Genomic DNA, 13251 nt, shown 5'->3' with positions numbered 1-13251 from the left:
ACGGGCTTGTCCGCGCCGCTTCCGGGAAGGCTCGCGCCTGAGCGGGCAGGCTGGACCGCAGGCGGCCCGCCCGCACCGTACGAACGAGGAAGTTGGACGTCATGACCGACAAGCTCACCGTGAGCGTCCTGGGCACCGGCATCATGGGCGCCGCGATGGCCCGCAACCTGGCACGCGCCGGGCACACCGTCCACGCCTGGAACCGCACCCGCGCCAAGGCCGAGCCGCTGGCCGCCGAGGGCGTGCACATCGCCGACACCCCCGCGCAGGCGGTCCGCGACAGCGACGTCGTCCTGACCATGCTCTACGACGGCCCCGCCGCGCTGGAGACGATGCGCCAGGCCGCCCCGGCCCTGCGCGCCGGCGCCGCATGGGTGCAGTCCACGACCGCCGGCGTCGAGGCCGTCGGCGACCTCGCCGCCTTCGCCCGCGAGCACGGCCTCGCCTTCTACGACGCCCCCGTCCTGGGCACCCGCCAGCCCGCCGAGGCCGGGCAGCTGACCGTGCTCGCCGCCGGCCCCGTCGAGGGCCGGGACACGGTGACGCCGGTCTTCGACGCCGTCGGCGCCCGCACCGTGTGGGCCGGCGAGGACGGCGCGGCCGGCGGCGGCACCCGGCTGAAGCTGGTGGCCAACAGCTGGGTCCTCGCCGTCACGGCCGCCGCCGGTGAGGCCCTGGCGCTGGCGAAGGCCCTCGGCGTGGACCCGCACAGCTTCCTCGACCTCATCGCCGGCGGCCCGCTCGACATGGGCTATCTGCACGCCAAGTCCGGCATGGTCCTCGAAGACCGGCTCACCCCGCCCCAGTTCGCGGTGACCACCGCGGCCAAGGACGCCCGCCTCATCGTCGAGGCCGGTGCGGGCCACGGCGTCCGCCTGGACGTGGCCGCGGCCGCCGCCGCCCGCATGGAGCGTGCCGCAGCCCAGGGCCACGGCGACGAGGACATGGCCGCCGCCTACTTCGCGAGTTTCGACACCAACCCGTCCGCCTGATCACCTGGAGGTTCCCCATGTCCAAGCCGCCGCTGCCGCCCGAGGCCGAAGCCCTGCTGAGCCGGCCCAACCCGTGCGTCATGGCCACGCTCCGCTCCGACGGCACACCGGTCTCCACCGCCACCTGGTACCTGTGGAAGGACGGCCGGGTGCTGATCAACCTCGACGAGGGCCGGGTCCGCCTGAAGCACCTGCGCCGCGACCCGCGCGTGACCCTCACCGTTCTGGCCGAGGACAACTGGTACACCCACGTCACCCTCATCGGCCGCGTCACCGAGATGTACGACGACAAGGACCTGACCGACATCGACCTGCTCTCCCGGCACTACGGCGGCCAGCCCTACCCGAACCGCGTCCGGCCCCGGGTCAGCGCCTGGATCGAGGTCGACCGCTGGCACGGATGGGGCGAGATGAAGGACAACGACCAGGCCATGGGCTGAGACCGGCCGGCGACGCCGTCAGCGCCACCGCACGGCGAACGCCCGGCCCGGGTTCTCCCTGAGGATGCGCCCCACCAGGTGCTCGCCCACCGCGTGGACGAGCCGGGGGCGCACCCGGCGCAGCAGATACGGCATCCCGGGGCCGCCGCCCACCGAGCGGGCGGCGGCCGTCGTGGTGTCCGCGCCCAGGAGCAGCCGGTCGCCGAACCCGGCGTCGGCGAGGGCCCGTACGGCGTCCGGCATCCGCCAGTCGGTGGCGTGGTGGGTGCGGGACGGGCCGTCAAAGGCCAGATAGCACCCGGACTCGGCGGCCTGCCGGTGCACGACGAGGTCGGGGGAGCGGTTGAGGTGCCCGAGCACCACGCGATGCGGCGGCACCCCCAACTCCCCGCACAGCAGGTCCAGTACGTCCAGCGCCCCGGTGCCCAGCTCCAGATGTACGGCGACGGTCGCGCCCGTGGCGTGATGCGCCTCGGCCGCCGCTGTCATGGTCCAGCGGGCATGCGCGTCCAGGGCGTGGAAAGCGCCCGCGACCTTGACGAGCCCCGCCCGCACCCCCGACGCCCCGATGCCCTCGGTGAGTTCCGAGACGAATACGTCGGCGAGCCGGCCCCGCAGCCCCTTCAGCGTGTCCTCGTCGTAGTGGACGGCCTGGTGCAGCCCGGTCGCCGCGACCACGTGCACCCCGGTCTCCCGGGACAGCGGCGGCAGATCGGCTGCCCGCCGCCCGAGCCCGTACGGCGTCCACTGCACCACGGCACCACCGCCCTGCCCCCGGAACGCGACCAGCTCCGCCCGCGCGGCCGCCACGCTGCGCAGCTCCTGGCCGGGCAGCCGGGGACTGCCGAAGAACAGGTGGTCGTGGGCGTCGCACACGCCCAGCTCTCCGGGCGGCACGTCCCCCAGCACCGTGCGGACCGCGCTCACCACTGCCGCCCCCGGGGCAGCCGGTCCAGGCCCGGTGCCGACAGGTGCAGCACCTCGAACACGTCGCCGTCGGCCTTCGGGGTGTCGTGCTCCCAGAGGGAGAAGTGCACCAGTTCCCAGCGGCTCGTGTCGACGGCGGCCGCGGCGAGCAGGGCCCCGTCCTCCGCCGCCAGCCGCCGGGCCTCCCGCACCGCGGCCTCCACCGCCTCGGCCAACTGCCCCGAGGCTGGGACGGGTAGGCGCCGCCGTACCGCGAACCGCGCGTGCGAACCGCCCCCTTCCTCGTACGCGAGCCCCGTCCACTGGCGTACGGACGGCCGCCCGAAGTCGTCGCTGAGCTTCTGGAACCCGCCGCCCCAGAGGAAGGCGTTCATGCCTTCGACGGTGTTCCACAGGTAGAAGGGCGCGTACTGGTCGACCGGCGAGCCGCGCAGACCGCGCTCGCGTATCAGGTAGGCCTTGACGCCGAGCCCGTCCCAGTCGTCGAGCAGATGCCCCAAGCGGGCGACACGGTCGCGGATGACGCCCATGTCATAGTCGGCGGGCAGAGTGAGCTCGTACTGCATGCCGTGCATTCAGGTCTCCTCAGGCGGGGCGGGGTGCCAGCAGCGACAGCAGGCCCCGCACACCCGCGTCGAACGCGGCGGGGGAGCCGGAGGCGCGGGCGAGGACGTAACCGCCCTGGACCGTCGCGACGACCGCCGCGGCGATCTCCTCGCCGTCCAGCGAGGGCGCGAACTGGCCCTGCTCCTTGCCCTCTTCGACGATCCCGGCGATCCGCTCGCGGATCCAGTCGAGCGTCTCGTCGACCGGGGCGCGCAGCTCGGCGCTGTCGATCACGTCCGGGTCCATGGTCAGCCGGCCGATCGGGCAGCCCCGCAGCACATCCCGCTCGCGCCGCAGATACGCCTCGACGCGCTCGTACGGCGTGCCCGGCCCGTCGAGTACTCCGGCGGCGACAGCCCGCGTCTCCTCGGCGGTCCGCCGGATCGCGGCCAGCGCGAGATCGGGCTTGCCCTTGAAGTGGTGGTACATACTGCCCTGCCCGGCGCCGGCGCGCTCCAGGATCGCCTTGGGGCTCGTGCCCACGTAACCGCGCTCCCACAGCAGCTCGCGGGTGGACTCGATCAGCCGTTCCGAGGTGCTCATGCACCTACTGTACATACCAGTAGTTACAGAAATCGACCCCGACGCCTACCCCTCAGGGCGTACGCGCACTGTCGCTGGCCGTACGACGACCGGGGGCCCCTCGTGGGGCGACTCTCGAAAGCGACGCACAGACATTCGGCACGGCGATCGAGGAGTTGGACGAGATGCAGACCCTGGCACACTTCGGCGACGGCGGCCCCGGGCCGTGGATCCTGTTCTTCCCGGTCCTCTGGGCCCTGTTCATCGGCGGCGGCATCGCACTGCTGCGCCGCACCGTGTGGCGCGGCCGCCGCGGTTGGCGGCAGCCCGCGGTCGAGAGCGACTCGCCCATCGCCGTACTCGGCCATCGCTTCGCCTCCGGTGAGATCGACGAGGACGAGTACTGGCGCCGACTGTCCGTACTGAACGAGGAGTTCGGCCGCACGGCCAAGGGTGGAGGTGCCTGAACATCCGGCCGGATGCGACGCGTCGCATCCGGCCGGCTGCGACGCCAGGGACGGCGGCGGGCGCACGCCGAACGGTTCCGCGCCGCCGTCGCCGCCGGGTGACGTGCGCCCGGCGGCGTACTTCACCCGGCGGCAATCGCCGTGCGAACGGTGGTCACCGCCCGGTCAACCGGCAACGGCGGACCGGGCGGGAGCATGTTCGGGCCGTAGCCCGTCGACGGTGTGCCCGACCTCCGCGAACCTGCGCACGGGTTTCTCGAGGACCGTGCGCCGTGCCCGGCGCGACGGCGCCGCGACCGCGGCGGAGGATGTCGGGAGGGTGAACCAGACGACCTTGCCGGACTCGCCGTCCGGCCGGACGCCCCAGCTCTCGCTCATGGCGGCCACCATCGCGAGCCCGCGCCCGCAGGTCGCCAGCGGCTCGGCGTCGTCGACCACGGGCATCCGTGGGTCGTGGTCGCGCACCGAGACCGTGAGCCGGTCGAGCAGCAGCTCTATCTCGACGGTGCACGTCTTGTCGGGCTGGGCATGCCGGTGGACGTTGGACAACAGCTCCGTCACGCCGAGCGAGGCCCGGTCGATCAGAGCGTCCAAGTGCCAGTAGCGCAACTGCGCAGAGACGATTCTGCGGACCTGGCCGATCCGCGACGGCAGGGCTTGGAGCTCCACCGTGCAGTGCCTGCTTGGGTAGCTGATCACGGCTGCGACTCCCCGACGTGAGGTCCGGAAGAACACGGAGTTCGGATCCAGCAGGGCGCCTTCGTGACACTGTCGCCCGCTGTCGTGGCCGGCGGGCTGGTTCGCAGCGTTATCGCCGGTAAACCCAGAGTGACGTGAGACCAGAGTGACGCAGGGGGTAAGGGACCGCAACTCGCGGACATCTCAGTCGCCGCGCCCCGCGGCCCTGCGCACGGCCTCGATGAAGCGCCGTGCGGCCGGCGGCCCCGGCTCGCCCGGAGCGGGGTCGTGATCGCCCAGGGTGAGCAGGTACCGATTGCCGTTGAGATCCGCCGTGGCCCGGTCATCGGGACCGAACCAGGGCTTGGAGGCGCGCACCGCCTGCACCGGCGCGCTGTCGATCTCACTGCCGTAGCTGGTCAGCAGCTCGAGCCGGCCGCCGCTGATCCGGACCTGCCCGGCCCGGGTGAGCGAACGCAGCCGCTTCCCGATCCGCACGCCCGTGGCCCTGAACTCCGGCTCCGCCATGCCACCCGCCCCCTTGTGCGCGTCGGTGCGCCGGCCCCGCTCTCCCGCGGTACCCGGCACAGGCTCGTGTCCTGATCCAGTGTGCCCCCGTCCGGATGCCTGCTCCGGTTGGTGCCTCGTACCCCTGCCGGTTACCCCGTCCGGAGCCCCGGTCCCGCGGTGAAGTCTGCCCCCACCCGGCGTCGAGCACCAGTACAGCAGACCCCCTCTCCTGGGGGCGCCTGGAGCACACACTCAAGTGCGCCCCCCTGACCACGCGCCCCCTTGCCCCGGGCCCTGCCCCAGGGGGCGCTTTGGGGGGCTCAAAGGTGCGTTTATGCAGGTGAGAAGCGTGGGCAAGGTGCATATGATCGGGGTGTCGGCCGCGCGACGCGTCGTCGGCGCGCAGCGTTAGGAGCCCCCGTGAGCACTTCCCAGCAGACCCGGACCGGTGTGACCCTCGACGTCGACCACAGCGACGCCGCCTACCGCGCCTGGCTGAAAGAGGCCGTCCGCAGAGTCCAGGCCGACGCCAACCGCTCGGCGGACACGCACCTGCTCCACTTCCCCCTGCCGGAGCGGTGGGGCATCGACCTGTACCTGAAGGACGAGTCCACTCACCCCACCGGCAGCCTCAAACACCGGCTCGCCCGCTCCCTCTTCCTCTACGGCCTCTGCAACGGCTGGATCCGGCCGGACCGTCCGGTGATCGAGGCCTCCAGCGGCTCGACGGCCGTCTCCGAGGCGTACTTCGCGAAGCTCATCGGCGTGCCCTTCATCGCCGTCATGCCGCGCACCACGAGCGCCGAGAAGATCCGCCTGATCGAGTTCCACGCCGGCCGGTGCCACTTCGTGGACGACCCCCGCACGATGTACGAGGAGTCCGCCCGCCTGGCGGCCGAGACCGGCGGCCACTACATGGACCAGTTCACCTACGCCGAACGGGCCACGGACTGGCGCGGCAACAACAACATCGCCGAATCCATCTTCCGGCAGCTGCGGATGGAGCGGTTCCCCGAGCCGGCGTGGATCGTCGCCACGGCGGGCACCGGCGGCACCTCGGCGACCCTCGCGCGCTACGTCCACTACATGCAGTACGACACGCGCGTCTGCGTGGCCGACCCTGAGAACTCGTGCTTCTTCGAGGGCTGGACCACCGGCGATCCGGACGTCACCTACGACTGCGGCTCCCGTATCGAGGGCATCGGCCGGCCCCGTATGGAACCGAGCTTCGTGCCCGGCGCGATCGACCGGATGATGAAGGTGCCCGACGCGGCGAGCGTCGCCGCGGTACGGGCACTGGAGCGCGCCATCGGCCGCAAGGCGGGCGGCTCGACCGGCACGGGTCTGTGGAGCGCGCTGAAGATCGTCGCGGAAATGGTGTCCGAGGGACGGCAGGGGAGTGTCGTGACGCTGCTGTGCGACCCGGGGGACCGATATCTCGACAAGTACTACTCGGACACCTGGCTGGCCGCTCAGGGGCTGGACATCGAGCCGTACACGGCCGCGATCGACTCGCTGCTCAAGACGGGCGTCTGGCCCGACTGAACCGAGACCCCGGGCCCGCCGACACGCGGTGCTACGACGCGGCCAGCCTCCGGTCCAGCGCCGTGACGGCGTCCCGGAAGGCCTTGGCCTGAGCCGCCCGTACCGGCCTCATGGCGAGCCGGTACGCCGCCGTACCGTCGGTCGCGAACGTCCACCGCACCCGGGTCCCGGTACCGGCCGGGGCGAGCCGCCACTCCTCGGCGATCGCCCGTATCCCGGGCACGTTGGTGACGTCGACGCGATAGGCGTACACCTCGGGTCCCTCCGCCGCGATGACCGACTCCCGGAACCGGAGACCTCCCACGAGCCGGATGTCGCGCCCCTTCCCGCCGTCGATCGGGCGGGCGGCCGTCACCTGGGGGAACCAGTCGACCCAGCCGGGCACGTCCTCCAACGCGCGGTAGACCGCCTCCACCGGAGCGGAGATCTCCCGCTCGGAGACATGCCGTACGGGCGCGGTCCCGACGAAGTCGAGCCCCACCGGGCGCAGACGGTGAGCCATGGACGAAGCCCTCCTCGTACGGGATCGGGCGATGACCGGCAGCGTCACCCTAGCTGGCGGCCCGTCAGATGTCTGCCCCTTCTTCGGGCTCCCCGGCCACCACCAGCCGCCGCAGATGCTCCACGACCACCCCGCGCGCCTCGTCCGGCAGGCCGGCGTCCGTGACGAGCGTGTCGATCCGCTCCAGCGAGGCGAACGAACTCAGGCCCACCTTGCCCCACTTGGTGTGGTCGGCGACCACCACCACCCGCCGGGCCGACTGCACGAGCCGCCGGTTCGTCTCCGCCTCCGCGAGGTTCGGCGTCGACAGGCCGGCCTCGACCGATATGCCGTGCACCCCGAGGAACAGCAGGTCGAAGTGGAGCGCCGCGATCGCCTGGTCGGCGACCGGCCCCACCAGCGAGTCGGACGGGGTGCGCACACCGCCGGTCAGCACGACCGTGGCCGCGCCCTGCCGAGGACCCGAGGTGCGCTGCGCCGCGTGGAAGACGTCGGCCACCCGCACCGAGTTGGTGACCACCGTCAGGTCGGGCACGTCCAGCAGTTGCTGTGCCAGCGCGTACGTCGTCGTGCCGCCGGACAGGGCGATCGCCGCGCCCGGCGCGACCAGCTTGGCCGCCGCCCGTGCGATGTCCTCCTTGGCGGTCAGCTCCAGCCCCGACTTGGCTTCAAAACCCGGTTCGTGCGTACTCGCCTCGACCACCGGGACAGCGCCGCCGTGCACCTTTTCCAGCACGCCCTGGCGGGCGAGCGCGTCGAGGTCGCGGCGGACCGTCATGTCCGACACGCCGAGCTTGCGCGTCAGCTCGTTGACCCGGACACCGCCCCGGCGGCGGACCTCGTCGAGGATCAGGGATCGCCGCTGCTCCGCGAGGAGGTTCTGATTCTCGCTCACGTACGCTCCGGTCCTTTCGCCTCAATGCCGTCCGACACGTCCTGCACACCTGCCGCAACCAGGACATTCTCCCCCGGCTCCGGTGCGCGGACGCCCCATCCTTGCATGTCGCGGCATCGGCGGCGCCACCGACCGCTCGTCGCGTACATGCCACTCAGGGTCTCACTCGTGGCTCCGCAGGGTTACGGATCGGAGAGATTCCGTGACAGGAGGTGTGCGGCGCCGCGGAAGTGGAGATCCTTGTGCCCGCACGGACAGAGCCGACGGCGTGTCACGGGGGAAGTGCGAATCAGTGGAACGTGCGCGGGAACATGACTCGACCGGTGGGCCCGACCAGCCCGCCCGGCGGCCCGGTGAGACCGGTACCGCCTTGGAACTCCTGGTCCACGGCGTGGGCGGCACCACCCCGCAGGAGATGCTCAACGATCCGCGCACGGTGCGGATCACCGGCGACGACATCGCGGCCGTCTTCCGGCGCGCCGACGACGTCGACGCGGAGAACGGCCCCGACGACCGCCGCCGCGACGGACCGGTGCCCGAGGCCTACGTCTGGTGCAACCTGACCTCAGGCAACGGCACCCGGGCCCTGTGGCTGTTGCTGCTGCCGTTCATGGTCGTCAACCTCGCCCACTGGATGCGCCCCAGCGCCCGGGGCCGCCGCCGCACGGTGCGCCTGTACGGCCTCCTGGTGCGGCTCACCGGGCTCACCCTGACGGTGCTGCTCGTCGCGGCGGCCTGCGAGGTCGCCCTCGACCTGGCGGCCTGGCAGTGCGCGGGCACGCGCGCGTGCGCCGACCGGCACTCCTGGCTGGGCTTCCTCTCGCCCACCGTCTCGGACGGCGGCTGGTGGAGCAGCCCCGGCCGCAGGCTCGCCCTGGCGTCCTTCGTCCCGACCGCCCTGACCGTCCTGCTGTGGTACCTGTCCCGGCGCACCTGGAGCGACTACGAGTCCCAGCAGCCGCCGGCCCGCGACCCCGAGCCCGACGAGGACGGCGGCGGCACGACCGCGCTCGGCCGGCCCGGCTTCTGGTACGGACGCCGGCTGGTGGCCCGGCTCCGCGCCGCGCACACCGCCGCCGGGCTGGTCACGGTCGCCACCGCGGTCGCCAGCGCCGCCGCCCGCCACGACCGCGAGCCCGGCGGCCCCGCCGCACTGAACATCCTGGGCCTGCTCCTGGAGGCGGCCCTCGCCGCCTGCGCGATCGCCGTGGTGTGGGTGGTCTGCCGCAGGGGCCGCAGCGAGAGACGCATCGACCAGGAACTCGACGAGCGCTTCGTACGACGCCTGCCACTGGCCGCCCTCGTCCTGCTCACCCTCGCCCTGCTGTACGCGGGGTGGGAGCGCCCCGGCTGGGAGTCGGCCGGCCGGCTGCCGGGTGATGCCACCTTCGGCGGCCTCGCCCTCGTCCAGGGCCTGCTCGTGATCGTCCTCGCCGGCGTCGCCCACGCACTGCACCGCACCGACCCCGACCGGCGGGCCGTACTGCGGGGCCTCGGCGGACCGGCCGTCGCGATGCTGGCCTGCGCCCTGGGCGGGGTGATGTCCGGCGGTGTGTCGCAGCGCGTGTCCGACTGGCTGGACGGCACCGGGACGTCCATCGACGGCCCGCCGGTCCTGCTGACCTGGCAGGCCTCCGTGATCCCGCCCCTGATCGTGGTGCTCCTCGTGCTCTTCGGCTGGCTGGCCCACCGCGCCTGGCAGCTCGCCCGCGCCGAACGCGAGGCGGTGGCCCGCGACTACCCGGACGAGGCCCAGGACCGCGCCCGCACCCGCCGTATCGCCTACACCCGCGCGATGGCCTCCCTCACCGACCGGGGACCCCGCGTCATCGCCGTCACCTCCGGCGTCACCCTGCTGCTCGGTGCCGGAGCCCTCGTGGGTGCCCTGACCACCGACGAGACACCGGGCGAGGCGGCGCGGGGCACCTACCCCGTCGTCCACGGCGCCGCCGAGACCGCCCAGGCCCTCGGCTCCTGGCTGATCGGCCTCGGCTTCATACTGTTCGTCACCTGGGGCAGGCGCGCCTACAAGGACGCCGCCGCCCGCCGCACCATCGGCATCCTGTGGGACGTCGGCACCTTCTGGCCGCGCGCCGCCCACCCCTTCGCCCCGCCCTGCTACGCCGAGCGCGCGGTGCCCGACCTGACCTGGCGGATCGCGACCTGGACCCGCGTCACCGGCGGACGCCTGGTCATCTCCGGGCACTCGCAGGGCAGCGTGCTCGCCGCCGCCGCGGCCTGGCAACTCACGCCGTCCACCCGCAAACGCGTCGCGCTGCTGACCTACGGCTCCCCGCTGGAACGGCTCTACGGCCGCTGGTTCCCGGCGCACTTCGGCCCCGCCGCGCTCGGCTCCCTGCACCGGGAGGTCGACTGCTGGCGCAACCTGTACCGGCTCACCGACCCCATCGGCGGCCCGGTGCGCCTGCCCGGCAACCACGACCTCGGGGTCGACCACGTGCCGTTGCAGGATCCCCTCTCCTACGGCCGCAACGACCTGCACCCGCTGCCCGCGCCGATCCTCGGCCACTCCGACTACCAGGCGGACCCGGTGTTCGCCGAGGAGCGCCGCAAGCTGCTGGCCCGGCTGCGGCCGGACCTGCCGGCACCCCGGCACACGGCCGAGCAGCCCTGCCCCGGTCCGGAGGCGGATCCTCAGAGCAGCTCGGGCAGGTCCTCCGCGTAGAGCAGGGTCAGGTCGTCCGTGCTGGGCTCGGCGAACTGGGCGACCCGGCTCGCGTGCCGCTCCACCATCGCCTCGAAGGTCTGCCGCGCGGTACGGCCGTTGCCGAACGCCGGGCCCTTCGGGAGCTCCGTGAAGTACGTCCGCAGGGCCTGAGCCGCCCCGGGTGCCAGCCGGTACTCGTGCTCCTCGGCCTGCTGCTCCACGATCCGCAGCAGGTCCTCGGGGCCGTAGTCGCTGAAGGTGATGGTGCGCGAGAACCGGGACGCCACACCGGGGTTGACCGACAGGAAGCGCTCCATCTCGGCCGTGTAGCCCGCGACGATCACCACGACCGCGTCCCGGTGGTCCTCCATCAGCTTCACCAGCGTGTCGATGGCCTCCTTGCCGAAGTCGCGGCCCGCGTCCTCCGGGGACAGCGCGTACGCCTCGTCGATGAACAGCACGCCGCCACGCGCCTTCTCGAAGGCCTCCTGCGTGCGGATCGCCGTCGAGCCGATGTGCTCGCCCACCAGGTCGACCCGGGACACCTCGACCAGGTGGCCCTTCTCCAGCACACCGAGGGACGCGAGGATCTCGCCGTACAGCCGCGCGACCGTCGTCTTGCCCGTGCCGGGGGACCCGGTGAAGACCAGGTGCCGCTTGACCGACGCCGCCTTCAGGCCCGCCTGCTGCCGGCGCCGGCCGACCTCGATCATGTCCGTGAGGGCGCGCACCTCGCGCTTGACGCTCTCCAGGCCGACCAGCGCGTCCAGTTCACCGAGGACGTCCTTGGAGCTTCGGGCCGCCTGCTCGGGCTCCGCGACCGGGGCCGGGGCCGGGGGCTCCGGTTCGGTGCGCTGACCCGGGACCGCGCCCAGCAGGCCGGGGGAGTGGTTCACCGTCTGCACGGCCGTCTCCCGCGCCGCCGGGGCCCGCAGTCCCCCGCTCTCGTCGCTGGTGCAGTCCTCGACCAGGGGGCCCGACCCGGACGACGCGTCCGCGCCGCTGTCCGCGAACTCGTAGCCGCCGCGCGCGCACCGCTCCGTGCGGCACTTCCGCAGCGTCGTACGGCTGCCGTCGATCACATGGAAGCCGTAGCCGCCGCTGCCCGTCACCCGGCAGTCGTGGAAGCTGCCGCGGCCTCCGGCCGACACGTACACACCCGCTTCCGCGGGTGAGTCGATCGTGCAGCGCTCCACCGTGGGGTCGGCGCCCTTGGTGACGATGACGCCGGTCTGGGTGCCGTCCAGCGTGCAGTTGCTGAGCGTGCCGCCGCTGCCGTGGTCGCGGAACCAGGCGCCCGTCGCCGCGTCCCGGATCCGGCAGTCGTCGAGCTGAGCGGTCGCGCCGTCGCTCACCGACACGGCCGTGTTGCGCACCTGCGACAGGTCGCTGTCGACGACGTCCGCGCGCGAGCCGCGGTCGAGGACGAACAGGGCGTCCGGCACGTCGTGCACCCGGCACGAGTCGAGCACCGCGGTGGCACCGTCGCTCACCCACACCGCCGGGTAGTCGCCCGTGCTGTCGAAGATCTCGCACTGGTTGGCGTCCACGCGCGTGCCCGGGTCCCACACCGACAGGCCGTTGCGCCCGAACTGCCGCACCGTGGTGCGGGTCAGCGTGAGGACGGAGCGGGAACGCAGGTCGACCGCGTTCTCCGGGATGTCGTGGATACGGCAGTCGGCCAGTGTCAGCACGGCGTCCGTGTCGAGCGTGACTCCGTCGGCCGTCGTGCGGTGCACGTCGCAGTCGGTGAGGTGTGCGGTGGCCCGGCCGGTGATCTGCACACCGCTGCCCCGGACCTCGTAGATCTCGCAGCCCACCGCCTCCAGCGCCGAGTTCTCCCCGGTCGCCGACAGGCCCGAGCCCGAGGTGTGGTGCACCCGGCAGCGCTCCAGACGGGGGTGGGCGCCGCCGCGCACCGCCACGCCCGCCTGACCGGCCGCGACGACCTCGCACTCCTCGAACACCCCGCCCGCGCCGTCGAGTACGGCGATGCCGATGCCCGCCGGATTGTCGACCGCGCAGCGCCGGACCGTGGGCCGGGCGTTGCCGCGCACCTCGATCCCGGCCGCCGACCGCGTGACCACCCGGACGTTGCTCAGCTCCGGGGTGCCCTCTTCCACCAGTACCGCCGGGGCGGCCGCGTCCTGGCCCTCCACATGCAGGTCCTGGACCACCGCCGAGGCGCGCACGGTCAGCGGCACGCCGTCCACGGGCGCGATCCGCACCGAGCCGGGGGCGCCCTCGGGGCCGCGCAGGGTCACCGCACGCTGCACGACGAGGTTCTCCCGGTAGGTGCCGGGGGCGACCGTGAGGACGTCTCCGTCGGCCGCGGCCTCCAGGGCAGCGGCGAGCGATGCGTACTCACCCGTGCGGCGCCGCCACCGCGACGTGCCGGTGTGCGTCACCTGGACCGTGCCCTGTGCCATGGTGTAGCTGTGCCCCCACCTCGGTCGTACTGATGGCTCGTTCGCCTTCGGGACGCTGCCACCGGTGTCG

Annotated in this window: 13 protein-coding genes; 5 read left to right on the top strand and 8 right to left on the bottom strand. The window is 73.0% G+C overall.

Features of this window, described 5'->3' with window-relative positions; genetic code table 11:
- Positions 1 to 101: 101 nt before the first annotated feature.
- Both ABFX81_RS20580 and ABFX81_RS20575 read left to right on the top strand, forming a co-directional pair.
- Entirely contained in the window at positions 102 to 992 is an 891-nt protein-coding gene (locus ABFX81_RS20580) for an NAD(P)-binding domain-containing protein (protein ID WP_086850483.1), read from the top strand.
- A gap of 17 nt (positions 993 to 1009) precedes the next feature.
- Positions 1010 to 1432, top strand: a complete 423-nt coding sequence (locus tag ABFX81_RS20575; RefSeq protein WP_086850481.1) for a TIGR03618 family F420-dependent PPOX class oxidoreductase — start codon at positions 1010 to 1012, stop codon at positions 1430 to 1432.
- Positions 1433 to 1450: 18 nt separating this feature from the next.
- On the opposite strand, the gene ABFX81_RS20570 is transcribed toward ABFX81_RS20575, so the two are convergent.
- The 3 genes from ABFX81_RS20570 to ABFX81_RS20560 are packed head-to-tail and all read right to left on the bottom strand — an operon-like array spanning position 1451 to position 3523.
- On the bottom strand, positions 1451 to 2359 hold the full coding sequence (locus ABFX81_RS20570; protein WP_086850516.1) for a phosphotriesterase family protein: 909 nt from the start codon (positions 2357 to 2359) through the stop codon (positions 1451 to 1453).
- Positions 2356 to 2934 carry a DUF4865 family protein gene (locus tag ABFX81_RS20565; RefSeq protein WP_086850479.1) on the bottom strand — a complete coding sequence of 193 codons (579 nt, stop codon included), beginning with the start codon at positions 2932 to 2934 and terminating at the stop codon, positions 2356 to 2358. Before ABFX81_RS20565 ends, ABFX81_RS20570 begins: the two co-directional genes overlap by 4 nt.
- Positions 2935 to 2944: 10 nt before the next feature.
- The gene (locus ABFX81_RS20560; protein ID WP_346138462.1) at positions 2945 to 3523 is read right to left on the bottom strand and encodes a TetR/AcrR family transcriptional regulator; all 579 of its coding nucleotides are present in this window, start codon (positions 3521 to 3523) and stop codon (positions 2945 to 2947) included.
- Positions 3524 to 3672: 149 nt separating this feature from the next.
- Between ABFX81_RS20560 and ABFX81_RS20555 the strand changes: the two genes are divergently transcribed.
- Positions 3673 to 3954, top strand: a complete 282-nt coding sequence (locus ABFX81_RS20555; protein ID WP_086850475.1) for an SHOCT domain-containing protein — start codon at positions 3673 to 3675, stop codon at positions 3952 to 3954.
- Positions 3955 to 4119: 165 nt separating this feature from the next.
- On the opposite strand, the gene ABFX81_RS20550 is transcribed toward ABFX81_RS20555, so the two are convergent.
- Complete coding sequence (locus ABFX81_RS20550) at positions 4120 to 4653, bottom strand: ATP-binding protein (RefSeq protein ID WP_346138461.1); 534 nt, start codon at positions 4651 to 4653, stop codon at positions 4120 to 4122.
- Between the two features lie 183 nt (positions 4654 to 4836).
- Positions 4837 to 5160 (bottom strand): hypothetical protein, encoded by a 324-nt coding sequence (locus tag ABFX81_RS20545; protein WP_279539264.1) that lies wholly within the window; start codon positions 5158 to 5160, stop codon positions 4837 to 4839.
- Positions 5161 to 5562: 402 nt separating this feature from the next.
- Between ABFX81_RS20545 and cds1 the strand changes: the two genes are divergently transcribed.
- Complete coding sequence (cds1, locus tag ABFX81_RS20540) at positions 5563 to 6687, top strand: L-cysteine desulfhydrase Cds1 (RefSeq protein WP_086854238.1); 1125 nt, start codon at positions 5563 to 5565, stop codon at positions 6685 to 6687.
- Between the two features lie 31 nt (positions 6688 to 6718).
- Here cds1 and ABFX81_RS20535 read toward each other — a convergent pair whose 3' ends face one another.
- Positions 6719 to 7189, bottom strand: coding sequence for an SRPBCC family protein (locus ABFX81_RS20535; protein WP_086854237.1), 471 nt, complete (start codon positions 7187 to 7189; stop codon positions 6719 to 6721).
- 64 nt (positions 7190 to 7253) lie between these two features.
- Complete coding sequence (locus ABFX81_RS20530) at positions 7254 to 8084, bottom strand: DeoR/GlpR family DNA-binding transcription regulator (protein WP_086854236.1); 831 nt, start codon at positions 8082 to 8084, stop codon at positions 7254 to 7256.
- Positions 8085 to 8376: 292 nt separating this feature from the next.
- On the opposite strand from ABFX81_RS20530, the gene ABFX81_RS20525 reads away from it, so the two are divergent.
- Entirely contained in the window at positions 8377 to 10770 is a 2394-nt protein-coding gene (locus tag ABFX81_RS20525) for a hypothetical protein (RefSeq protein ID WP_428837200.1), read from the top strand.
- Here ABFX81_RS20525 and ABFX81_RS20520 read toward each other — a convergent pair.
- The gene (locus tag ABFX81_RS20520; RefSeq protein ID WP_086854235.1) at positions 10740 to 13181 is read right to left on the bottom strand and encodes a right-handed parallel beta-helix repeat-containing protein; all 2442 of its coding nucleotides are present in this window, start codon (positions 13179 to 13181) and stop codon (positions 10740 to 10742) included. The genes ABFX81_RS20525 and ABFX81_RS20520 overlap by 31 nt on opposite strands.
- Between the last annotated feature and the right edge of the window lie 70 nt (positions 13182 to 13251).

Source organism: Streptomyces coeruleofuscus (assembly GCF_039532725.1).
Taxonomy (GTDB): Bacteria; Actinomycetota; Actinomycetes; order Streptomycetales; family Streptomycetaceae; genus Streptomyces; species Streptomyces coeruleofuscus.
This window is presented reverse-complemented; position numbering and strand designations above follow the sequence as displayed.

Excerpts from the sequence above, each read along its gene's own strand:
- ABFX81_RS20580 (WP_086850483.1), top strand. The coding sequence starts at position 102 with ATGACCGACAAGCTCACCGTGAGCGTCCTGGGCACCGGCATCATGGGC.
- ABFX81_RS20575 (WP_086850481.1), top strand. The coding sequence starts at position 1,010 with ATGTCCAAGCCGCCGCTGCCGCCCGAGGCCGAAGCCCTGCTGAGCCGG.
- ABFX81_RS20565 (WP_086850479.1), bottom strand. The coding sequence starts at position 2,934 with ATGCACGGCATGCAGTACGAGCTCACTCTGCCCGCCGACTATGACATG.
- ABFX81_RS20560 (WP_346138462.1), bottom strand. The coding sequence starts at position 3,523 with ATGTACAGTAGGTGCATGAGCACCTCGGAACGGCTGATCGAGTCCACC.
- ABFX81_RS20555 (WP_086850475.1), top strand. The coding sequence starts at position 3,673 with ATGCAGACCCTGGCACACTTCGGCGACGGCGGCCCCGGGCCGTGGATC.
- ABFX81_RS20545 (WP_279539264.1), bottom strand. The coding sequence starts at position 5,160 with ATGGCGGAGCCGGAGTTCAGGGCCACGGGCGTGCGGATCGGGAAGCGG.
- ABFX81_RS20535 (WP_086854237.1), bottom strand. The coding sequence starts at position 7,189 with ATGGCTCACCGTCTGCGCCCGGTGGGGCTCGACTTCGTCGGGACCGCG.
- ABFX81_RS20520 (WP_086854235.1), bottom strand. The coding sequence starts at position 13,181 with ATGGCACAGGGCACGGTCCAGGTGACGCACACCGGCACGTCGCGGTGG.